This is a genomic window from Marinimicrobium sp. LS-A18, from assembly GCF_000463525.1.
Taxonomy (GTDB): Bacteria; Pseudomonadota; Gammaproteobacteria; order Pseudomonadales; family Cellvibrionaceae; genus Marinimicrobium; species Marinimicrobium koreense.
The window spans coordinates 1,382,760-1,403,317 of record NZ_AWEP01000002.1 but is presented as its reverse complement, the minus strand read 5'-3'; the positions used below and the strand labels follow the sequence as shown (position 1 = coordinate 1,403,317).

The 20,558-nt window shown below is 58.5% G+C and carries 19 protein-coding genes and 6 tRNA genes; 18 read left to right on the top strand and 7 right to left on the bottom strand.

Features of this window, described 5'->3' with window-relative positions:
• The coding region (locus tag N645_RS0106235) for an aminotransferase class I/II-fold pyridoxal phosphate-dependent enzyme (RefSeq protein ID WP_024460648.1) at nucleotides 1-798 on the bottom strand (798 nt) is incomplete at its 3' end.
• Between the two features lie 112 nt (nucleotides 799-910).
• Between N645_RS0106235 and msrB the strand changes: the two genes are divergently transcribed.
• Nucleotides 911-1,309, top strand: coding sequence for a peptide-methionine (R)-S-oxide reductase MsrB (gene msrB, locus N645_RS0106230; RefSeq protein WP_024460647.1), 399 nt, complete (start codon nucleotides 911-913; stop codon nucleotides 1,307-1,309).
• Between the two features lie 23 nt (nucleotides 1,310-1,332).
• Here msrB and N645_RS0106225 read toward each other — a convergent pair whose 3' ends face one another.
• Entirely contained in the window at nucleotides 1,333-2,115 is a 783-nt protein-coding gene (locus tag N645_RS0106225; protein WP_024460646.1) for a hypothetical protein, read from the bottom strand.
• 230 nt (nucleotides 2,116-2,345) lie between these two features.
• Between N645_RS0106225 and N645_RS0106220 the strand changes: the two genes are divergently transcribed.
• From N645_RS0106220 to N645_RS0106205, 4 genes are all read left to right on the top strand, one after another.
• Nucleotides 2,346-2,421, top strand: a tRNA-Glu gene (locus tag N645_RS0106220).
• Between the two features lie 2 nt (nucleotides 2,422-2,423).
• Nucleotides 2,424-2,499 (top strand) — tRNA-Gly (locus N645_RS0106215).
• Nucleotides 2,500-2,550: 51 nt separating this feature from the next.
• Nucleotides 2,551-2,626 (top strand) — tRNA-Glu (locus tag N645_RS0106210).
• 14 nt (nucleotides 2,627-2,640) lie between these two features.
• Nucleotides 2,641-2,716 (top strand) — tRNA-Gly (locus tag N645_RS0106205).
• Between the two features lie 355 nt (nucleotides 2,717-3,071).
• Here N645_RS0106205 and N645_RS0106200 read toward each other — a convergent pair.
• Entirely contained in the window at nucleotides 3,072-3,488 is a 417-nt protein-coding gene (locus N645_RS0106200) for a PA2817 family protein (protein ID WP_024460645.1), read from the bottom strand.
• A gap of 63 nt (nucleotides 3,489-3,551) precedes the next feature.
• Between N645_RS0106200 and N645_RS0106195 the strand changes: the two genes are divergently transcribed.
• From N645_RS0106195 to queF, 3 genes are read left to right on the top strand one after another with little or no spacing between them, the layout of a single operon-like run.
• Nucleotides 3,552-4,547 carry an ABC transporter ATP-binding protein gene (locus tag N645_RS0106195; protein WP_024460644.1) on the top strand — a complete coding sequence of 332 codons (996 nt, stop codon included), beginning with the start codon at nucleotides 3,552-3,554 and terminating at the stop codon, nucleotides 4,545-4,547.
• The gene (locus N645_RS0106190) at nucleotides 4,537-5,310 is read left to right on the top strand and encodes an ABC transporter permease (RefSeq protein WP_024460643.1); all 774 of its coding nucleotides are present in this window, start codon (nucleotides 4,537-4,539) and stop codon (nucleotides 5,308-5,310) included. The genes N645_RS0106195 and N645_RS0106190 overlap by 11 nt, the downstream gene beginning before the upstream one ends.
• A gap of 20 nt (nucleotides 5,311-5,330) precedes the next feature.
• A complete protein-coding gene (queF, locus tag N645_RS0106185) occupies nucleotides 5,331-6,161 on the top strand; it encodes an NADPH-dependent 7-cyano-7-deazaguanine reductase QueF (RefSeq protein ID WP_024460642.1) in 831 nt (276 codons plus the stop codon).
• A 41-nt stretch (nucleotides 6,162-6,202) separates the two neighbouring features.
• On the opposite strand, the gene N645_RS0106180 is transcribed toward queF, so the two are convergent.
• Entirely contained in the window at nucleotides 6,203-7,594 is a 1,392-nt protein-coding gene (locus tag N645_RS0106180; protein WP_024460641.1) for an adenylate/guanylate cyclase domain-containing protein, read from the bottom strand.
• Between the two features lie 261 nt (nucleotides 7,595-7,855).
• On the opposite strand from N645_RS0106180, the gene N645_RS0106175 reads away from it, so the two are divergent.
• From N645_RS0106175 to N645_RS0106160, 4 genes are all read left to right on the top strand, one after another.
• Entirely contained in the window at nucleotides 7,856-8,419 is a 564-nt protein-coding gene (locus tag N645_RS0106175) for a nitroreductase family protein (RefSeq protein ID WP_024460640.1), read from the top strand.
• 108 nt (nucleotides 8,420-8,527) lie between these two features.
• Nucleotides 8,528-8,615: transfer RNA gene (locus tag N645_RS0106170), tRNA-Ser, on the top strand.
• A 362-nt stretch (nucleotides 8,616-8,977) separates the two neighbouring features.
• Nucleotides 8,978-9,054 (top strand) — tRNA-Arg (locus N645_RS0106165).
• 234 nt (nucleotides 9,055-9,288) lie between these two features.
• Nucleotides 9,289-10,731 (top strand): glycoside hydrolase family 28 protein, encoded by a 1,443-nt coding sequence (locus N645_RS0106160; protein WP_024460639.1) that lies wholly within the window; start codon nucleotides 9,289-9,291, stop codon nucleotides 10,729-10,731.
• A 42-nt stretch (nucleotides 10,732-10,773) separates the two neighbouring features.
• Here the strand turns inward: N645_RS0106160 and N645_RS0106155 are convergent, their stop codons facing one another.
• Nucleotides 10,774-11,202: an FKBP-type peptidyl-prolyl cis-trans isomerase gene (locus tag N645_RS0106155; RefSeq protein ID WP_024460638.1), complete on the bottom strand. Its 429-nt coding sequence runs from the start codon at nucleotides 11,200-11,202 to the stop codon at nucleotides 10,774-10,776.
• Between the two features lie 213 nt (nucleotides 11,203-11,415).
• Between N645_RS0106155 and N645_RS16675 the strand changes: the two genes are divergently transcribed.
• From N645_RS16675 to N645_RS16670, 6 genes are all read left to right on the top strand, one after another.
• Complete coding sequence (locus N645_RS16675; RefSeq protein WP_152521626.1) at nucleotides 11,416-12,321, top strand: EboA domain-containing protein; 906 nt, start codon at nucleotides 11,416-11,418, stop codon at nucleotides 12,319-12,321.
• Nucleotides 12,322-12,354: 33 nt separating this feature from the next.
• Nucleotides 12,355-13,251 carry a TatD family hydrolase gene (locus N645_RS0106145; protein WP_024460636.1) on the top strand — a complete coding sequence of 299 codons (897 nt, stop codon included), beginning with the start codon at nucleotides 12,355-12,357 and terminating at the stop codon, nucleotides 13,249-13,251.
• Between the two features lie 24 nt (nucleotides 13,252-13,275).
• Nucleotides 13,276-14,421, top strand: a complete 1,146-nt coding sequence (locus N645_RS0106140; protein ID WP_024460635.1) for a 3-dehydroquinate synthase — start codon at nucleotides 13,276-13,278, stop codon at nucleotides 14,419-14,421.
• The gene (gene eboE / locus N645_RS0106135; protein ID WP_036159916.1) at nucleotides 14,409-15,539 is read left to right on the top strand and encodes a metabolite traffic protein EboE; all 1,131 of its coding nucleotides are present in this window, start codon (nucleotides 14,409-14,411) and stop codon (nucleotides 15,537-15,539) included. Before N645_RS0106140 ends, eboE begins: the two co-directional genes overlap by 13 nt.
• 204 nt (nucleotides 15,540-15,743) lie before the next feature.
• Nucleotides 15,744-17,108 carry an alkaline phosphatase family protein gene (locus N645_RS0106130; protein WP_024460633.1) on the top strand — a complete coding sequence of 455 codons (1,365 nt, stop codon included), beginning with the start codon at nucleotides 15,744-15,746 and terminating at the stop codon, nucleotides 17,106-17,108.
• Nucleotides 17,109-17,332: 224 nt separating this feature from the next.
• Nucleotides 17,333-18,043: a UbiA family prenyltransferase gene (locus tag N645_RS16670; protein WP_024460632.1), complete on the top strand. Its 711-nt coding sequence runs from the start codon at nucleotides 17,333-17,335 to the stop codon at nucleotides 18,041-18,043.
• A gap of 170 nt (nucleotides 18,044-18,213) precedes the next feature.
• On the opposite strand, the gene sppA is transcribed toward N645_RS16670, so the two are convergent.
• Complete coding sequence (gene sppA / locus N645_RS0106120; RefSeq protein WP_024460631.1) at nucleotides 18,214-20,097, bottom strand: signal peptide peptidase SppA; 1,884 nt, start codon at nucleotides 20,095-20,097, stop codon at nucleotides 18,214-18,216.
• Between the two features lie 54 nt (nucleotides 20,098-20,151).
• Nucleotides 20,152-20,556: a DUF2069 domain-containing protein gene (locus N645_RS0106115; protein WP_081665899.1), complete on the bottom strand. Its 405-nt coding sequence runs from the start codon at nucleotides 20,554-20,556 to the stop codon at nucleotides 20,152-20,154.
• Between the last annotated feature and the right edge of the window lie 2 nt (nucleotides 20,557-20,558).

The following is a 20,558-nucleotide window of genomic DNA, read 5'->3' as shown; positions in this document are numbered from 1 at the left end:
CTCGATATACCCTTTGGCCTTGTGCTTTGCACCGCTGACGGTCATCCAGCCGGAGCGGAAACCGGCCAGGCGATAACATTTGGACAGGCCGTTAAAACTCACACACAAGACATCCTGAGCCAAACGTGCCAAGGGTACGAACTCGGCGTCGTCGTACAGAATCTTGCTGTAGATTTCATCGGCGTAAATGATCAGGTTGTGCTCCCGGGCGAGTTGCACGATCTGTTCGAGCACGTCCTGGCTGTACACCGCCCCGGTAGGGTTGTTGGGGTTGATTACCACTATGCCGCGAGTTCGGTCGGTAATCTTGCTGGCGATATCGGCGACGTCCGGGAACCAGTCGGACTGTTCATCGCACAGGTAGTGCACGGCCTTGCCACCGGCCAGGTTGACGGCGGCGGTCCACAGCGGGTAATCGGGGGCCGGTACGAGTACCTCATCACCATTGTTGAGCAACGCCTGCATGGCCATCACGATCAATTCGCTGACGCCGTTGCCCAGGAAAATGTCGTCGATATCGATGTTGGGAATGTCCAGCCGCTGGCTTTCCTGCATGATAGCCTTGCGCGCGGCGAACAGCCCGCGGGATTCGGTGTAACCCTCCGCATTGGGCAGGTTGTAGATGACGTCCTGGATGATTTCATCGGGCGCGGCAAAGCCGAACGGTGCCGGGTTGCCGATGTTCAGCTTGAGGATTCGGTGGCCTTCTTCTTCCAGCCGGTTGGCGTGCTCGAGAACCGGGCCGCGAATGTCGTAGCAGACCCCTTCGAGCTTGGTGGATTTATTGACGGTGCGCATCTACAGTATCTTGTCCATGGGGGCGGGTGAAAAGTAAACTCTACGGTGGTTTAGACCGTACTATGACTGAATCATCCCGTCTCTTCCCAGCCCCTGTCAAGGAGCAGTCTTCATGAGTGACCCGAAAAATCGTAGCGAAGCCGAGTGGCGTGAGCAGTTGTCGCCGGAGCAATATAGAATCTGTCGGGAAAAAGGCACTGAGCCCCCGTTTACCGGTGAGTACTGGGATGTGTTCACGGAGGGTACCTATCGGTGTCGCGCTTGCGGTGAGCCGTTATTCGATTCAGATACCAAATTTGACGCCCATTGCGGTTGGCCGAGTTTCTACGCGCCCAAAACCGAAGAGGTGATCGAGGAGGCTTTTGATGGCAGCCACGGCATGCGTCGTACCGAGGTAATGTGTAAGAACTGCGGGAGTCACTTGGGGCACGTTTTCCCCGATGGCCCGGCGCCCACGGGTTTGCGCTACTGCATCAATTCGGCCTCCATCAAGCTAGATGAGGGGCAATAATCTGAAATGGGGCAGGGGGCGGATCAATCGTACAGCTGTTTCTTTTTCCAGTCGCTTTCCTGTTCGAACTCTTCCCACTCTTTCTTTTCTTCCGGCGCGGGGCCTTCTTTGGTGGGCGAGGCGCCGGCGTCGGATTGTTGTTCCAACTGACTTTCCAGCTTCTTGATGATGCCGTTGATCTGGGCCAGTTGCTTCTGGAAGCCCTGTCCGCCTTTTTCCTGGGTCAGCATCTTGCGCGCAAGGTTATAGTAATGGATGGCCAACCTGGGTTTACCGGCGGCCTGGGCCTGTCGGGCGGAGACCGCATGGGCATCCACGGAGACCAGCAGCGCCAGGCGCTTGACCTGGTCCTTATAGGTTTGTCCCTGAGCCTGACCGATATTGCCACGTTCGGTCTGGTGCGCAATAAACCGATACAGCTCCTGCAGCAGCCGCTTGATTTCGACGGCCTGCTCTGCGGAGGCGGGGCGGGCTCGCTCGGACGGTGCGCGATGTTTGAGCGCTTCGAGCTCGCCGGAGTAGAAGGTGAAGTCCTCCATGTGGCCCGGTTCTCGCGGCTCCAGTTGGCTGAGCTGTTCGCAGGCATCGAGCAGGGCCCGGTAAATGATCAGGGTCAGATCTTTGGTCAGTAGACCCTCGGGGAACCCGGAAACCATGTACTTGAAGTTGCGTTGACGGTGCTTGAGGGCAGTCAGCAGGCGTTGGCGCCGTTTTTTGCGTTTTTCCAGGGTCTGGGCAATGAAGGCGTACCCCACCAGCACAATGAGCAAGGCGAAAATAATGCTGGCAATCATTAAAGAGGACATAGGCCGCCGCTGTTATTGATTCGAAGTTTATCGGGTCGAATGGGGAATTTGGCGTAAAAACGGCAGTATAGCACTAATGATCGGGAGGGCCGAAAGAGGGGCGTCGCTAAGTGGTTGTTTTCCCGGTCGAATAATTCGAAAAAAGTGTTGACAGGTGCCGGTCCGCTCCCTAGAATGCGCTCCACTTTCTGAGGGTAATGCCACGGCATACAGCGCTCAGGGAGGTCCGGGTCCCCTTCGTCTAGAGGCCTAGGACACCGCCCTTTCACGGCGGTAACAGGGGTTCGAGTCCCCTAGGGGACGCCATTGCGGGAATAGCTCAGTTGGTAGAGCACAACCTTGCCAAGGTTGGGGTCGCGAGTTCGAGTCTCGTTTCCCGCTCCAGTTTATACAGTGTAAGCGTTTGGCGTCAGCCTGCACTAAAGACCAGTTTTAGTCCCCTTCGTCTAGAGGCCTAGGACACCGCCCTTTCACGGCGGTAACAGGGGTTCGAGTCCCCTAGGGGACGCCATTTTACGCAATGTGGCGGGAATAGCTCAGTTGGTAGAGCACAACCTTGCCAAGGTTGGGGTCGCGAGTTCGAGTCTCGTTTCCCGCTCCAATATTTGAAAGAGCCGGCTTCGTTGCCGGCTTTTTTGTGTCCGGAATTTGGGTGCTTTCGCTCCGCCCGGAAAACGAGTCTCGTTTCACGAGCCACATCGTTGTGGCTCGCCCTCCGGGCAGCCTGCGGCTGTGCAAACCGGCTTCCTGCCGGTTTGTCCCGCTCCAAGGTGCCTAATTCCCCCCGTGTGCCCTACATGGCGCCAAATCCCCCTGCGTTCACGGTTTGCGTAGGGCGGGTAAGGCCAAAGGCCGCACCCGCCGTCACCGCCGGGCGACCGCCCTCGTTAAAAAGACGATTACATCCGAATCTGCTAAACTACGCGGCTTCCCGTGCCCGCTGGCACCCTGGAAGACTAATGCAGGCCAAACACCTTGGCCCGTTCGTGCTCATAGGAGAACTCCCGGCCTTCGGCAATGGCTTCGTGGCGGCGTTCGTCCAGGAGCTGGTATTTGGCGATCTCTTCATCCGGCATGTAATGCAGGCAGTCGCCGCCGAAGTACCAGAGCAGGTCGCGGTGGAGCAGAGGCACCAGGTGGCCGTAGGCGGCCACCACCCGGCTCAGGACCTGTTGCCCCCGGTACAGGAAGTCCTCGTCCTGGTGGGCTCTGGGGAGCGCTTCCAGGCGGGCCAGAAACTCCAGGTCGTCCTCGGGGCAGTCTTCCTCAATAAACGGGGGCTGCTGCTGAGCCTGCTGGATAAAATCGCGCAACAGGCGCAAATGGTAGTCTCGATGCTGTGTTTCCGCGTAATGGTTGAGCTGAGTCGACACGCTAAACTCCCCGGGCGGCGCTGAGTCATCGCCGCCCCCAAATGAATGAGTGAATCCGACATTATGACAGCTGCACTTTCGATTAGAAATCTCTCCAAAGTCTACGGGAGCGGCTTCCATGCCCTGAAGGGCATTTCCATGGAGGTCCAGCCCGGCGACTTTTTCGCGCTGCTGGGGCCCAACGGCGCCGGCAAGTCCACCACTATTGGTATTCTCTGTTCACTGGTCCGCAAGACCGGCGGCGAGGTGGAAATTTTTGGCCATAACATTGATACCCACTTCTCCCGGGCCAAAAAAGAAGTGGGCATCGTGCCCCAGGAATTCAATTTCAGCCAGTTTGAAAAAGTTCAGGACATCGTGCTGCAACAGGGCGGCTTTTACGGCCTGCCCCGGTCGGTCGCCATAGTGCAGACGGAAAAGTACCTGAAGAAACTCGGCCTGTGGGACAAGCGCAATACCCCCGCCCGCATGCTCTCCGGCGGCATGAAGCGCCGGTTGATGATTGCCCGGGCGCTGGTGCACGAGCCCAAGCTGCTGATTCTCGACGAGCCCACCGCCGGGGTGGATATCGAGCTGCGCCGTTCCATGTGGGAGTTCCTGCGGGAAATCAACGCTCAGGGCACCACCATCATCCTGACCACCCACTACCTGGAAGAGGCGGAAAGCCTGTGCCGCCATGTGGCCATTATCGATCAGGGCAAAATCGTAAAAAACACCACCATCCGCAGTCTGCTGAAAGAGCTCAACCGCGAGGTGTTCATTTTCGATTGCGCCAATTCGGTATGGGAAGCGCCACATATCGAGGGCTTCGAAACCCGGCTGCTGGATGAGCACAGCTTTGAGGTGGATCTGGAAAAAGGTCAGTCGTTGAATCGGGTGTTTGACGCGCTGACCGCCCAGGGGCTCGATATTGTCAGTATGCGCAACAAGGCCAACCGCCTGGAGGAACTCTTCGTCGCCATGACCGGCAATGGGGAGCCGGCGGAGTCCGTCACTGAAGAAACCGAAGAGAACACAGCCAGCGAACCAGCGACCGGAGGTGATCGTCGTGGAGTTTAAAGAACAATGGATCGCGTTTACCACCATTCTGCGTAAGGAAATCAAACGCTTCACCCGCATCTGGGTTCAGACCCTGTTGCCCCCGGCCATCACCATGGCACTGTACTTTGTGATTTTCGGCAAGCTGATTGGCAGCCGTATCGGCGAGATGGGTGGCTTCGACTACATCCAGTTTGTGGTGCCCGGACTGATCATGATGGCGGTGCTGACCAACTCTTACTCGAATGTCAGCTCGTCTTTTTTCAGTGCCAAGTTTCAGCGCAGTATTGAAGAAGTGCTGGTTTCGCCCACACCGAACTACGTCATTCTGTTGGGCTATGTGCTCGGTGGCGTGGCCCGTGGGTTGGCGATCGGGGTTATGGTGACCATCCTGTCACTGTTTTTTACCGACCTGCCGATCTACAGCTGGGTCATCACAGTGTCCATCGTGGTGCTCACGGCGGTGTTGTTCGCCCTGGCCGGTTTCATCAATGCGGTGTTCGCCAACACCTTTGATGATATTTCCATCGTGCCGACCTTTGTGCTGACGCCGCTGACCTATCTGGGCGGGGTCTTTTTCTCGATCGACCTGCTCTCGGACTTCTGGCAGGGTGTGGCCCAGCTGAACCCGATTCTGTATATGGTCAACGCCTTCCGCTATGGCATGTTGGGCGTGTCGGACGTCAATATTGGCGTGGCGTTCAGTGGTCTGGTGGTGTGCGTCATGGTGCTGTTTGCCATTGGCATGCACCTGCTCAAAACCGGCAAGCGGCTGCGCGCGTAATATTTCAGGGTAGGGGCGTTATGAGTGAGCACACATCCACCAGCCATGGACCGCTCGGGCAGCAGACAGCCTACGCATCGAGTTATGACCCCGGGTTGTTGTTTCCCATCGCCCGGGCCGAGACTCGGGCGTCCCTGGGGTTGAGTGAGTCGGCGCTGCCGTTTTACGGAACCGACCTCTGGACCGGCTATGAAGTCTCCTGGCTGGATGAGCGCGGCAAGCCCATCGTCGCCGTCGCGCAATTTCGATTGCCGTGCACCAGTCCGAACCTGATTGAGTCCAAATCATTCAAGCTGTATCTGAACTCCTACAATCAAAGCCGCTTTGCCGGACAGGAGCAGGTGCGGGCGCAGATGATTCAAGACTTGAGCGCGGCCGCCGGTGCTGACGTCAGCGTCCAGCTTGAGCCGGTGGCGGACGCTCAACTGCCGATAGCCGAGGCGGGTGGGGAATGTATCGACGCGTTGCCGGTTACCATCGAGCACTACCACCCGGCGCCCGAGTTGCTTGCCACTGGGGAGGAGTTGGTTGAAGAGCGGCTGCACAGTCATCTGTTGAAAAGCAATTGCCCGGTAACCGGTCAACCGGATTGGGCCACGGTGGAAATTCATTATCGCGGCTCAAAAATCGAACGAGAGGGTTTGCTGAAGTACGTGGTGTCGTTTCGCGAACATCAGGACTTTCACGAGCACTGCGTTGAGCGGATGTTTGTCGATCTGCAGGCGCGCTGTAAGCCGGAGTTTCTGACGGTGTTCGCGCGCTACACGCGTCGTGGCGGGTTGGATATCAACCCCTGGCGCAGCTCAGCGCAGGGGTCGGCGCCCGATTTTGAGCGTCTGGTACGACAGTAGGCTGGTGGTGCTCCGGCGGGACCGGGCCCGCCGGAGCAAGGTTATACGATGACTTTATCCTTGAGCTTTTCGGCGGCGGTCTGCAACGCCTTGATCACCTTGGCTTTCTCGTAATTGCGCACCTTCTCCAGATCCAGGTACATGGAGAAGCCTTCGGCGCGATCCTCAAAGAAACTCTGATTTTTACCCAGGTCCTTACGGAACCCGGCCACCTGGTACACCTTCACCGGCTGGCTGAACCCCTTCACCGTGATTTCGCCCTTGTCCTGACACATGACGGCGTCTTTGACCAGCGACCAGGTCTCGTGGGAAATCAGAATTTCATCGGGCTGGGCTGCGGACTCCAGGCGGCTGGCCAGGTTCACGTGAGTGCCCAGCACGGTGTAGTCCAGATGGCTTGAGGTACCGAAGGTACCCACCGTGCAATAGCCGGTGTTCATGCCCATCCGGATCTGCAGGGGCTTTTTGATGCCCTGGTTGTACCACTCCTGCTGCAGGGACTTCATGCGCTTTTTCATGGCGATGGCCATGGACACACAGTTCATGCAGTCCTGTTTGACGCCCTTGCTGTTGCTATCACCAAACATGACCATAATGCCGTCACCCATAAACTTATCGATGGTGCCGCCAAAGTGGGTGATGATTTTCGACATCTCGGTCAGGTAGTGATTGAGCAGTTCCGTAAGCGCCTCGGCTTCCATTTCTTCGGACAGCTGGCTGAAGTTCTTGATATCCGAGAAGAACACGGTGATGCGCTTGCGCTCCGCCTGAAGCATATGATCCTTGCCCTGATTGATCGCCCGCCACACCGGAGGCGGCAGGTATCGGGACAGCTTGTACGAGCGGATCTTGTGCCATTTCTGCTCATTCTCCAGCTTCATCTGGTTCATGATCAGGCGGCGCATTCTCTGATGCATATACAGGGCGTACACCAGAAAGTAGGTGATGATACCGATCAGGCTCGCCGCGCTGATTTCAATGCTGCTACTGAACACCCATTGCGGTTTGTGTACCAGGAAACTGAGCAGGATACCGACGGCAAAGGCCACGTTATCTTCACCCCAGCGCCTCAGTCCGCCGGTGAGAAGGGCGTTGAACTGGATCATGGTCAGAAACAGCGCCAGCGGCAGCAGGCTGAAGTTGGTCAGGCTGAGGACCAGCCCGATCAGCGCCGCATCGGCCCAGGACAAATAGCGGGTTACGCGGCTGAGTTTTTCGCGATCCAGCGTGTGGGTGAAGTGGTAGGTCAGGTAGGTGTACAGCAGCAGAAAAACAATGGTGCCAATATACACGGGCTGGATGGCCGACCATTCAATGTAGGACGCCAGGGTGCCGGCGGCGGCAAAGCAGATCAGTGATCGAAAATAGTATTGGTGAAGCGGTGATTCCGCTTGAGCCTCTTCGGGCTTTTTATGCGCTGAGTTCTTAGTCATTGTTATCGGGAAACCTTGTATGCTGTCCTGCTCGACGCAATACGCTCGCTAAATAGCGTCTCTGGGGAGCGTGAGGGCGCCGGATGGTTTTCAAGTGGCAAGGTCGGTCCTGGAGTCGCGTATCACTCCTTGAGGGTCCTATTAGACGTTTTTTTACGCGAAAAGTCCACGAACAGCGGTTAACCGCGCCTAAATGGCGCTTAAATCAACCGATAAAGTCGTGTTATCATTCCCGCCCCATTGATTCGACCACAGGCTCCTATGCACGCACTAGACGTATTGCACCAACGGGTTTCCTCCCCCAAATTGACCGAACCGGCGCCCAACGATGTACAGCGCGACGCCATTTACCGCGCCGCCCTGCGCGCCGCCGATCACGGCCTGATGCAGCCCTGGCGCTTTCTGGTAATTGAAGATGAAGGGCTGGATCGACTGGGAGACCTGTTCGTGCAGGCGATGCTCAAGGACACGCCCGATACCCCGGAACCCGATCAACAATCCCTGCGCGCCAAACCACGCCGCGCGCCCTTGATTCTCGTCGCCATTGCCGCCTGCCGGCAGAACCCCAAGGTGCCGCACGTCGAGCAACTGATCTCGGCCGGCGCCGCCGTACAGAACATGCTCAACGCCGCCTTCGCCCAGGGGGTAGGGGCCTTCTGGCGCACCGGGGCCATGACCTACCATCCGGTGGTGAAAGAAGGGCTGGGCCTCGGCGAGCTGGAGCAGATCGTGGGCTTCCTCTACCTGGGAACCCCCGCCAAACCTCCTCAGCCTCCCAAGTCAGTGAATCCAGAGACATTTTTTCACCCCTGGCCGGGCCAATAGCGTTGCGTTTAGTACGCCACTTGTGTACATTACGCACCCTCTGAACGGCAGGTCGTTTAATCGGCTTGATGAAAACATACCGGTTCAGAACAGACAATTCGATTTTACGGTGAGGTGGCCGAGTGGCTGAAGGCGCACGCCTGGAAAGTGTGTAACGGGAAACCGTTCGAGGGTTCGAATCCCTCCCTCACCGCCATACAAAAACCGTCCCCGGAAGGGGGCGGTTTTTTTATGGCCGTTAGGGGAGGGTGAGAAGCCTCGCCGGGTTCGACCGAATGCCGGGAGCATTCGGTACCGCCGAAGGCGTCCCGCAGGGACAGGGCACATGGATGTGCTCTGGTATATCCCCACCCACGGGCAACGGCGGATGCGCTTCGCTTATCCGCCCTACGGGTGGCACAACAGGTTGGGTAGGGCGGATAAGCGAAGCGCATCCGCCGGAACCAAACCAACTTTGCCGCAGTCACCCAACCCTACAACCCGACCCAAAAAAAACTTTTTCAATCAAACACTTGACGAACCGCCTTCAGATCTCTAATATTCGCCCCCGTTGACGACGCACTCGTAGCTCAGCTGGATAGAGTACTCGGCTACGAACCGAGCGGTCGGAGGTTCGAATCCTCCCGAGTGCGCCACATACAGAAAACCCCGCTTCGCAAGAAGCGGGGTTTTTTATGCGTGTTCGGAAGGTAAGAACCTCCCTCTGGTTCGACAGATCGCCAGGCAATCCTCCCGTTTGCACACTTCTTGAAACTCCCTCCACTTTGTCTCAATATTCCCCTTGGCTCTGCCGACACGAGCAGGGCTTTGATCACGGATGAGTCATAAAAACTACTTATTAAAGTCAATCAACCGACGGGATAGAAAACATGATCGATCTACAGAAACGCGGCAGCCTGAAGGCGCTGGGTCTGTCTTCCTGTGCCTTGGGCTTAATGCCGGTGGCCGGATGCAGCACCACTTCTCCAACTTCCCCCGCCTACGCTGGGCGCGATGAGGCGCTCTGGAAGCAGGCCGACGACATCATCGACAATATCGCACGAACAGACTTCCCGAAACGGGATTTTCTGGTCACCGAGTTTGGTGGCAAGGGCGATGGCGAAACCGATAACACCGGTCCCATTGCCCGAGCCATCGAGGCCTGTGCCGCCGCTGGCGGTGGCCGGGTGGTGATTCCGGCGGGGCAGTTCAACACCGGCGCCATTCACCTGAAGTCCAGCGTCAATCTGCACCTGCAGAAAGAGGCGGTGCTGTCTTTCTACACTGACCCCGAGTACTACAAGCCCTATGTGGTTACCCGCTGGGAAGGTGTCGAGCTGATGGGTTACTCACCGTTGATTTACGCCTACGAGCAGGAAAACATCGCGGTGACGGGCGAAGGGGTGCTGGAGGGCAATGGCTCCAATACTGTCTGGTGGCCCTGGAAGGGACGCTGGAGTCGAGCTCAGTGGCCCATTGATCCGGTAGAGGATCAGAAGCACACGCGCACGCCGCTGTTTGAAATGGCAGAGCAGGGGGTTCCGGTCGAGGACCGGGTGTTCGAGGACAATTACCTGCGTCCGCCCTTTGTTCAGCCTTACCGCTGCAAGCGCGTCCTGATCGAGGGGGTGACCATCCGCAACTCCCCCTTCTGGCTGCTCAACCCCGTGCTGTCTGAAGACGTGATTGTGCGAGGTGTGCAATGCGTCAGTCACGGCCCGAACTCCGATGGCTGTGACCCCGAGTCCTGCAACCGCGTGTTGATCGAAAAATGCCTGTTCGATACCGGGGATGACTGCATCGCGCTCAAGTCGGGCAGAAACGCCGATGGCCGCCGTCTGGCCACACCGATCCAGAATATTGTGATTCAGGATTGCCAGATGCGCGCCGGTCACGGTGGGGTGGTGATTGGCAGTGAAATCTCGGGTGGTGCGCGCAATGTGTTTGCTCGTCGCTGTCATATGGACAGCCCGGTGCTGGACCGCGCAGTGCGCATCAAGACCAATTCGGTGCGAGGTGGGCTGATCGAGAATATCGCCATTCGGGATATCGTGATCGGACAGGTGAAAGATGTTTTCGTGATCAACTTTTATTATGAGGAGGGGGATGCCGGGGACTACCTGCCAAAGGTGAAGGATCTCCATGTCAGTAACATGGTGGTAGAGAATGCCGAGCGGGTGTTCCATCTGCGCGGCTTTGAGCGCGCGCCCATCAGCGGGGTGACGTTGCACGATGTCACCATCAAGCATGCCGATGAGCTGGGTATTCTGGAAAATGTCTCCTCCATCGAGACCGAGTCCGTTAGTCTCAACGGCGAACCACTGCAGTTGTAGCGCGCTAGGCGAGCCCCGGCGCAGCGCAACGTTGTGCCGGGGCTAGTCGAACGCCACTTCCATCAGGCGCAGGTCGAAGATCAGCACCGCATTGGGCCCGATTTTGTTGCCCACCCCCTTCTTGCCCCAGGCCAGCTCCGGCGGCACCACGAACTCGTAGCGGGCGCCTTCCTGCATCAGTTGTAACCCCTCCTGAATACCAGCGATGGCTTCCTTCATCCAGAAGGTATCGGGCATTCCCTCCTGATAGGTGTCGCCAATCACCTTGCCGTTGACCAGTTGAATGCGCTGGTTGACCACCACCTTATCGTCCATGGTGGGCGTCAGGCCTTGGCCGGGCTCCACCTCCCGGTAGAGCAGTCCGGAATCGGTCTCTTGGACGCCGGGCTTCTGACGAAACTTGTCCATATACTGTTCACTGGCTTTGCGGTTCTGGCCGGAGGAGCCTTTGTTGAGCTTTTTGGAGGGCATAGGCGTGTCGTTCGGGTTGTTAAAAGGCGCAAGCTTTGCCGAAAATGCCCTGAATTGCAATTGTGGGCGTCTGGTTGCCCGTATGGGGTGGGGCGACCGGGCGGGTTAAACGATTCCTTACGATTCTGGGGTTACCTTCTTGGGGTGACTCGATTACCCTTGACCGTTTGCGTATAATCCAGCGTCTAATTATATGATTTATAGGTAGTGGCAGTGGCATCGGAGCATTCAGTACATCAATTATTGCAGGCGTTGTTGGATGAGCATCTGACCGAGTCCGGCCGGGCTTTCTGGGCCAAAGCGCAGGGCCAGGTGGCCGACGGTGCCCAGGGTCAGACCTTTGCCAACCTCCTGGCCATGGCCAGCCGGCACGCCAAACGCCAGCCTCTTGGATTGACCGACACGGAGCTGGCCGCCGCTGAAGGCGCGCTGCCGGGCTGGAGCCCCCGGGCCTGGAACCGGCTCGAGCTGCTGCGCATCAACCTGATTCTGGCGCGCCCCGACCTGGAGCAGGCGAGTTTTGCCGAGGAGTTCGAGGCGCTGTTCCGCTTTGCCGACGAGGGGGAGACCTGCGCTCTTTACCGCAGCCTGCCCCTGCTGCCGCGCGGCGAGCGGTTTACCTGGCGGGCGGCCGAAGCCTGCCGTACCAATATGTTGACGGTGTTTGAAGCCGTTGCCCTGGACTCGCCCTATCCGGTCACCCACTTCGACGATACCGCCTGGCACCAGTTGGTGATCAAGGCGCTGTTTCTGGACTGCCCGCTGTACCGGGTGTCCGGGCTGGATCAGCGACTTACCCCGGAGCTGACCCGGATGGCGCTGGACTGGGCCGAAGAGCGCCATAGCGCCGGGCGCTACTACCACCTGGGGCTCTGGCTCTGCCTGGGCCCTCATCACCCGGAGCGGGTCCGCCAGCTTCTGGAGCAGCATTGGCCCGAGGCTACGACGACTGAACAGCAGGCGATGCTGCTGGGCGCAGCCCGTGCCGGGCAGACGCAGTGGCTGGCGTCGGTCGAGCCGGCCGACCCGAAAGTGTTACCCTACTGGCAAAACGCGACCGCAGGGCGCTCCGAACAGGCGCAGTTTGCGCCCCTGTTCGCCGAGCTGCCTTCCGCTTGATCAATAACGTACCCGAATAACAGAGGCGTGCTTATGCAGTACTTTGACCCGCATATTCATATGAGCAGTCGCACCACCGACGATTACCAGAACATGGCCGCCGCAGGGATTCGCGCGGTCATCGAACCGGCCTTCTGGATGGGCCAGCCGCGCACCAACGTGGGCAGCTTCATCGATTACTTCGCCAGCCTGGTGGGGTGGGAGCGCTTCCGCGCCTCCCAGTTCGGTATCGCTCACTACTGCACCATCGGCATCAACTCCAAAGAGGCCAACAACGAAGGCCTGGCCCGAGAGGCGCTGGAGATCCTGCCCAACTTTGCCCTGAAAGAAGGGGTCGTGGCGATCGGGGAAATCGGTTATGACGAGATCACCCCGGCCGAAGAGTACATCTATCAGCGCCAACTGGAATTCGCCGTCGAGCACGACATGGTGGTGATGGTGCACTCCCCCCACCGGGACAAGAAAAACGGCATCATCCGCTCCATTGATGTGGCGCGGGAGATCGGCGTTCCCATGGAAAAGCTGGTGATTGACCACAACAACGAAGAGACCGTGGACGATGTGCTGAACAGCGGCGCCTGGGCGGCCTTTACCATTTATCCCAATACCAAGATGGGCTCTGAGCGGATGGTGGAAGTGGTCCGCAAATACGGGCCGGAACGCATCATTGTCGACAGCTCCGCCGACTGGGGCGTGAGCGATCCGCTGTCGGTACCGAAGACCGCCAACCTGATGCGCGAGCGCGGTATCGAAGAGAAAGCCATTGAGCTGACCTGTTGGCAGAACGCCCTGGACGCCTACGCCCAGTCCGGTCAGATCGACATCGACGAGCTCTCCCGGCCGGCGGTGATCGACCAGCGCCAATCCTATAACGACAACACTGTGCTGCGCGGTCAACAACCCCGCGTCGATGAGCCGGTGCCCAACTGATTGCAGAAGAAGCGGTAGCAACTCATGTGGCAGATTCACCAGGCGTTTACCATGACGCACGAGTTCCCGGTGTACTTCAACCGGGACACCTTCAACCCCGAGAGCGATGTGTTGCTCAAGGTGCTCGCGTTTGCGGGTAAAAAACGTCACCGGGTTCTGCCCGTGATTGATGACCAGGTACTCAAGGGGCACCCGGATCTGGTAGAGCGTATGCGCGCTTACGCCCAGGCTCACGCGGACCGGATCGAGCTGATTGAGCCGCCTCTGATGGTGCGTGGCGGCGAGATCTGCAAGAACGACCCGGTGGAAGTGGATGAGTTCTATCAGCGCACCCAAACCGACCGGATCGACCGGCACAGTTTTGCGTTGGTGATTGGCGGCGGTGCCGTGATCGATGCCATGGGCTATGCGGCGGCCACCGCGCATCGCGGCATCCGGCTGATTCGTATGCCCACCACGGTCCTGGCCCAGAACGATGCCGGAATCGGCGTGAAAAATGCCATCAACTACCGGGGCCGGAAAAATTACCTGGGCACCTTTGCGGCGCCCTACGCTGTGATCAACGACTATGACCTGCTGAGCAGCCTGTCCGAGCGGGACAGCCGCTGCGGCATCGCCGAGGCGGTAAAAGTCGCGCTGATTCGTGATGGCGAGTTCTTCCACTGGCTACACGAAGCGCGCCATCGTCTGGGGGAGTTTGAACCCAAGGCCATGGAGCATATGATCGCCCGCTGCGCCGAGCTGCATCTGAACCATATCCGCACCAGTGGCGATCCCTTTGAGCAGGGTAGTGCCCGGCCGCTGGATTTCGGCCACTGGGGCGCCCACCGGATGGAAGAACTCTCCAACTCCGAGCTGCGCCATGGCGAAGCGGTGGCCATCGGCATTGCCCTGGACTCGCTGTACTCCCACGCCATGGGTACCATCGATACGCACACCCTGTTGGCGATTCGCGACACGCTCGAAGGCGTCGGCTTCACCCTGCGTCACCCCGCACTTGAAGCACTGGATATCGATGCGGCCCTGCAGGGCTTTCGTGAGCACCTGGGCGGCGAGCTGTGTATTACCCTGCTCAACGCGGCAGGCGAAGCGGAAGAAGTGGACCACATTGATCTGGACACCATGCACCAGTGCCGTCAGCAATTGCTGGAGAACCAATGGCCAAGCTGAACGCACCGCTCACCTATTGCAGCAACATCCACCCCGGCGAAGGCTGGGCCGATGTGATGCACAACCTCAACAGCCACGGGCTGGAAGTGATGGAGCGACTGGGCGACAGCGCCCAGCGCCCCTTTCCTCTGGGGCTGCGCATTGCCGGGCAAGCGGCGACGGAAGTGGACGCCCAGGCCGTTGCGGAATTTCAGCAGTGGTGTCGCGAACACAACGCCTATCTGCTGACCATCAACGGCTTTCCCTACGGCGCCTTCCACAACGAGCGGGTCAAAGAAAACGTCTACCTGCCGGACTGGCGCGACCAGGAGCGCGTGCGCTACACCTGTCAGCTCGGCGATATCGCCGTACAACTGCAACCGGACGCCCGACAGCTGTCGATATCCACGGTACCGGTCGCCTTCAAACAGGGCTTCGCACCGGAAGACTGGAACACCGTACTCGGCCACATCCAGGACGTGCTCGCCCACTTCGCCAACCTGAAGCGAAGCACCGGCGTACACCTGATGCTCGCCATCGAACCCGAACCGGCCTGCGTACTGGAAACCACCGACGAACTGCTGGACTTCTTTCAGCGCCTGCGCCCGCGTCTGAGCCTGGCCGAAAACGCCCACCTCGGCGTGTGCTTCGACTGCTGCCACCAGGCCGTCGAATTCGAAGACCCGGCCACCTGCCTGCAACGCCTGGCCGAAGCCGAAATCCCCATCGCCAAAGTCCAGGTATCGAGCGCCCTACAGGCCGACACTCCGGAAGAAGTCGAGCACCTCAAAGGCTTCAATGAGCCGGTCTACTTACACCAGGCCATGGCCCGAACCAACGATGGAACGTTACACGCCTTCTCCGACTTACCCGAATTCGAAGCGGCTATGGAAGCCGGCCTGACGCCAACCGAGTGCCGAGTCCATTTCCACGTACCGATCTTCCTCGAACACCTGGGCGACTGCGGCACCACCCAGGGCTTTCTGAAAACACTGCTGCCCAAACTGGCAACTGATATTCCCCTGGAAGTGGAAACCTACAGCTTTGGCGTTTTGCCCGAACACCTTAAGACGGATTCGGTGGGGGAGAGTATCGCTCGAGAGCTAATGTGGGTAAACCAACTACTGGATTGTGACTGAACGCTCGACGCAATCGGTCCGGAGTCTGTTCAAGATCTTTAAAGAATTACGCTAGAAACGTGCAAGCGAGGCATCCGTAGGGCGGTTCAAGACTCTCGGAGACATGGATGTCGACGAGAAGCCCCCAGGGATGGGTTTACGGCGGGTCTTGAACCGCCCTACGGATGGCTCGCTCCTCACCAAGCCGAAAATACGAGTATAGAAATGCACAGAACCGTTGTCCTTAACGTCGTAGGTCTCACGAGAAAATTATTGGGCGAACATACCCCGAACCTGAATAGACTTCGGGATCAGGCTACCGATATCGAACCGGTCATTCCCGCCGTTACCTGTACTGCCCAAGCCACTTACACCACTGGTAAGTCACCGAAAGACCATGGCATTGTGGCTAATGGTTGGTATTTTCGGGACATGAACGAAGTCTGGCTTTGGCGGCAAAGTAATAAGCTGGTACAGAGTCCCAAAGTGTGGCACCTGGCCAAAGAACGCGACCCGAGCTTTACCTGCAGCAACACCTTCTGGTGGTACGCCATGGCCACCGATGCCGACTGGACCCTGACTCCGCGCCCACTGTACCTCGCCGATGGCCGCAAAGAGCCGGACTGCTATACCTGCCCGCTGGAGCTGCGCCACACCCTCAGTGAAAAATTCGGCAACTTCCCGTTGTTCAACTTCTGGGGGCCTATGACCAGCATCAAATCCAGCCAGTGGATTGCGGATGCGGCGAAGTATATTGAAGAAGAGAAGCAGCCCAGCCTGCAGCTTGTGTACCTGCCGCATCTGGATTATGTGCTCCAGAAAGAGGGGCCCGATGGCGATATCGTTCAGGACCTGAAGGAAATCGATACCCTGGTGGGCGATCTGCTCGATTTCTTTGAACAGCGCGGTTGCCGGGTGATGGTGTTGTCCGAGTACGGTATTCAGAACGTCAACAGAGCTGTGCACCCGAATCGACTACTCCGTGAGGCGGGCATGGTGTCGGTGAAGGTGGATTTGGGTAAAGAGTATCTGGATTACTTCAGCAGCCGCGCCTTCGCGGTGGCGGACCACCAGATTGCCCATATCTATGTGCACAACCCCGATGATATTCCCGCCGTTCGCCAGGTCTTTGAAGGGGTGGAAGGCATTGATCGGGTTCTGGATAAAACCGAACAGGCCGAACTGGGGCTGGATCATGAGCGCAGCGGTGAGTTGGTGCTGCTGGCGAAGCCCGATAGCTGGTTTACCTATTATTTCTGGTTGGACGATGAGCGCCAGCCGGATTACGCTCATCAGGTGGAGATTCACCGCAAGCCCGGTTTCGATCCCTGTGAGTTGTTTTTTGACCCGAAACTGCGGTTTCCGAAATTGAAAGCGGCGCGTCGGGTGGCTCAGAAGAAACTGGGCTTTCGTTATGTAATGGATGTGATTGCCGTTGCGCCGGAGTTGGTGAAAGGTTCCCATGGGGTGAGTGATGGTTCGCCGGAGTCGCTGCCTTTGCTGATGAGCACTGAACCGCAGTTGATTCCCGACGGAAGAGTGCCGGCGACGGATGTCTGTGATCTTATGTTGAAGCATCTGTTTGAGTAGTTTGGTGGAGAGTTGGATTCAGGTCCGGCCGTGCGAGGGGTAGACCGTTTACAGACCCGCCGTGAACCCGTCCCTGGGGGCTTCTCGTCGACATCCTTGTCTCGGCTTTGGCTCCTGCGTCGCTCTACCACCTACATCCATGTAGGCGTCCGAGAGTCTGTAAACGGTCTACCCCTCGCACGGCCTCCGTGCCAATTCTCAACTTTAACCGGATAGAGAGTGTTATGCCTTCTGTAAAAACCCTGTTAGCCCTGGGGCGGGTCAGTAACCTGCCGACGGTGTGGATGAATATTCTTACGACCGCGGTGTTGGTCAGTGCTACCGTTGGTGGTAGTTACACCATCGGTTTGTTGATCTTTGCCATTTCCTGTTTTTATGCCGGTGGTATGACGCTGAACGATTATTGTGATCGGGATTGGGATACCCAGCATCAGCCTTATCGTCCCATTCCTTCGGGGCGGGTTCGGCCTCGGCAGGTGTTGAGTATTGCGTTGGGGCTGTTTGCCACAGGCTTTGTCTTTCTGTTTTTTGCCCCGGACGACCGGGCACCCCTGGCGGGCCTGGCGTTGTTGTTGGTGATTGTTCTGTACGATGCGCTGCACAAAAAACACTGGAGCACGGTGTTTCTGATGGCGTTGACCCGGCTTGGGGTTTACGCGGTGACCGCAGTGGCCTTGGTGGGGGAGGTGCCCGCACTGGTGTGGCTGGCGGGCGGCATTCAAGCGGTTTATACCCTGGCGGTGACTGTGGTGGCTCGCTGGGAGAACAGTCGTCGAAACGGGTTTGGTTTTCCGGTGATTCCCTGGATGATTGCGAGCATGGGGATTATTGACGGGGTGTTTCTCGCGATTGTGGTGGACCCCGTGTGGTTGGCGATTGGTGTGGCAGCCACGTTGTTGACCCGGTTGAGTCAACGGTATGTTCGAGGGGATTAGGGCGAGTTATTGGTGAGTTTGGGATTGGGGTGACGGCGGATGCGCCTTCGGCTTATCCGCCCTACGGACCGCAGGTGGGTTGCGTACGTGTAATGGCAGGTTTGGCACCGCGGGTTGCGTAGGGCGGATAAGGCTGAAAGCCGCATCCGCCGTTACTCAACGCTATACCGCTAAGGCGCCAGACACTCCATACACCGTGCGTATACCGCTCTTGGATCATCCAGTTCGCTCAACATCCGCAGAGGTTCCAGTAACGGCGCGAGCTGGCTCTTCAGCTTCGGCGTCAACCACTCCGGTCCCGATACCTGCGGCACCCAGGCGCTCACGGCGCTGCCGCTGAGCTGTTTGAGAAACTGTTCGTAGGGCGCCAGCGGGCGGGTGATCTGACGTACCTCGTAGTCGTCCAGCTCAGCGTGCTCTGCGGCGGCGGCGAGGGTCTCTTCCAGACTGCCCAGCCGGTCCACCAGCCCCAATTCCTGAGCGGTGGCCCCTGTCCAGACGCGGCCCTGACCCAACTGATCCACCCGTTCGGGCGTCAGTCCCCGGGCCTCGGCTACCAGGTCGATAAATTGCTGGTAAATGTGATTCACCGTCTGCTGGATGATCCGGTTGGCCTGGGGTGTGAGTGTGCGATCCAGGCGCATGGAGCCGGCCAGGGGTGTGGTGCCCACACCGTCGACATGAATACCGATTTTCTCAAGACTGTCCTCAAAAGTCGGCAATGCGCCGAACACGCCGATGGAGCCGGTCAGCGTGGTGGGCGTTGCCCAGATTTCGTCGGCGCCGGCGGCCATCCAGTAACCCCCGGAGGCGGCCATGCTGCCCATGGAGACCAATACCGGCATGCCCTCCGCCCGCAGCGCGGCGATTTCGGAGCGAATGACTTCTGAGGCATAGGCACTGCCGCCACCGCTGTCGATGCGGATAACAAGTGCTTTGATGTTCGGGTCATCCTGGACCTGCTGCAGCCGTTGCAGAAAGCTGTCGCTGCCAATACTGCCTTCGGGTTGCTCGCCGGTGGAGATGGTACCGGAGGCGACGATCAGACCGACGCGGTCGTTCGCCGGGCTGGGGGACTGGCGGCGGACATCGGCCAAAAACGTCCGGTGGCCCACGCCGTTGTAATGATCGCCGTAGTCGCTGTGACCGAAGCGTTCGGTCAGCAATTGCTGACGCTCTCGGTGGCTCAGAATCCCGTCGATCAGTTGAGACTCCAGGGCCAGTTGCGCGCTGTCACCGCCCACTGACGCCAGTTGAACATCCATGTTGCGGATGTAGTCATTGACGGCGCCGCTGGGTAATTGGCGCAATGCTTCCACCCGGCTGGTGTACACACCCCAGAGCTGGTTGAGCCATTCGCTGTTGTGCTCCCGGGACTCGGGCGACATGTCATCCCGGGTATAGGGCTCGATAAAGTCTTTGTATTTGCCGACCCGGAAGACGTGAAAGTTCACGGACAGCTTGTCCATGGCACTTTTGAAATAGTTGCGGTAGTTGGCGTAGCCGGTTAGCAGTACCGAGCCCATCGGATCCAGGTATATCTCATCGGCGTAGCTCGCCAGGTAGTACTGCTCCTGAGTGTACAGGCTGCCCAGGGCGATGATCGGTTTGTCGCTGTCCTTGAATCGCTGCAGGGCCGCGCCCACCTCTTCAAGCTTGCTGATGCCGCCACCCAGAAGTCCGTCCAGCTCCAACACCAGGCCGCTGACTCTTGGATCCGTGCGCCCGGCATCGATGGCCTGAATCAGTGGGCGAATCGGCGTTTCCATAGGGGCGTCATCACTGCCGCTGAGAAGCATGTTCACGGGATCAACGTAGCTTTCCTCATCCACCAGGTAACCGGTCGGCGCCAGAGTCAGGGCAAATTCGTCCGGCAACACCAGGGGCTCCTTGGGGAGAAGCGCGAGTACCACGAACAGCAACACCAGAAGAAAAATCAGGTTGCCCAATACCACCCGCAACCAACTGATGCTTCGTCCGATGAAGCCGAAAAACCGGCGAATGAACCCGCGGCGTTTGCGGGCGGGAGGAGGAGTCTGGTCGTCGTAGGTCACGGTGTCGGTCCTTTCGATCCTGAAGTGAGAGCGGTTGTGGTTATCAATAGGCAGTCAGTGGCGATTTTCCCAGAGCCACCATTGTTGGCGCCAGCGGCTGGCCATCATGGCGCTGGAGAACAGTATCACGGTCAGCGCCACCGCCAGGTAGTCGCGCCAGTAGGCCAGTGGCGAGAGTGTGTTGGTCACGGCCCAGGTAAAATACAGCAGCACCACAAAACACAGCCAGCTATAGGTCCGATGATAGCCACGCTTCAGCCCCGGCGCAAAGATCAGTAGCGGAACCACCTGCACAATCCATAGCGGCCAGTTGGGCTCGGCCTTGAACAGCGTCAGGAGGGTGAACATCAGGAGCAGTCCCGAGTAGGTGGCCAGCACCAGGGCACGGGCAATCGACAGTTTGCGCTTGATGTGTTGCGCCTGTTCGGTATTTTCCGGGGGCTTGGGAGCCATTCCCATAC

Coding starts and splice junctions, on each gene's coding strand:
- msrB (WP_024460647.1), top strand. CDS start 911: ATGAGTGACCCGAAAAATCGTAGCGAAGCCGAGTGGCGTGAGCAGTTG.
- N645_RS0106225 (WP_024460646.1), bottom strand. CDS start 2,115: ATGTCCTCTTTAATGATTGCCAGCATTATTTTCGCCTTGCTCATTGTG.
- N645_RS0106195 (WP_024460644.1), top strand. CDS start 3,552: ATGACAGCTGCACTTTCGATTAGAAATCTCTCCAAAGTCTACGGGAGC.
- queF (WP_024460642.1), top strand. CDS start 5,331: ATGAGTGAGCACACATCCACCAGCCATGGACCGCTCGGGCAGCAGACA.
- N645_RS0106180 (WP_024460641.1), bottom strand. CDS start 7,594: ATGACTAAGAACTCAGCGCATAAAAAGCCCGAAGAGGCTCAAGCGGAA.
- N645_RS0106175 (WP_024460640.1), top strand. CDS start 7,856: ATGCACGCACTAGACGTATTGCACCAACGGGTTTCCTCCCCCAAATTG.
- N645_RS0106160 (WP_024460639.1), top strand. CDS start 9,289: ATGATCGATCTACAGAAACGCGGCAGCCTGAAGGCGCTGGGTCTGTCT.
- N645_RS0106155 (WP_024460638.1), bottom strand. CDS start 11,202: ATGCCCTCCAAAAAGCTCAACAAAGGCTCCTCCGGCCAGAACCGCAAA.
- N645_RS0106145 (WP_024460636.1), top strand. CDS start 12,355: ATGCAGTACTTTGACCCGCATATTCATATGAGCAGTCGCACCACCGAC.
- N645_RS0106140 (WP_024460635.1), top strand. CDS start 13,276: ATGTGGCAGATTCACCAGGCGTTTACCATGACGCACGAGTTCCCGGTG.
- eboE (WP_036159916.1), top strand. CDS start 14,409: ATGGCCAAGCTGAACGCACCGCTCACCTATTGCAGCAACATCCACCCC.
- N645_RS0106130 (WP_024460633.1), top strand. CDS start 15,744: ATGCACAGAACCGTTGTCCTTAACGTCGTAGGTCTCACGAGAAAATTA.
- N645_RS16670 (WP_024460632.1), top strand. CDS start 17,333: ATGCCTTCTGTAAAAACCCTGTTAGCCCTGGGGCGGGTCAGTAACCTG.
- N645_RS0106115 (WP_081665899.1), bottom strand. CDS start 20,556: ATGGGAATGGCTCCCAAGCCCCCGGAAAATACCGAACAGGCGCAACAC.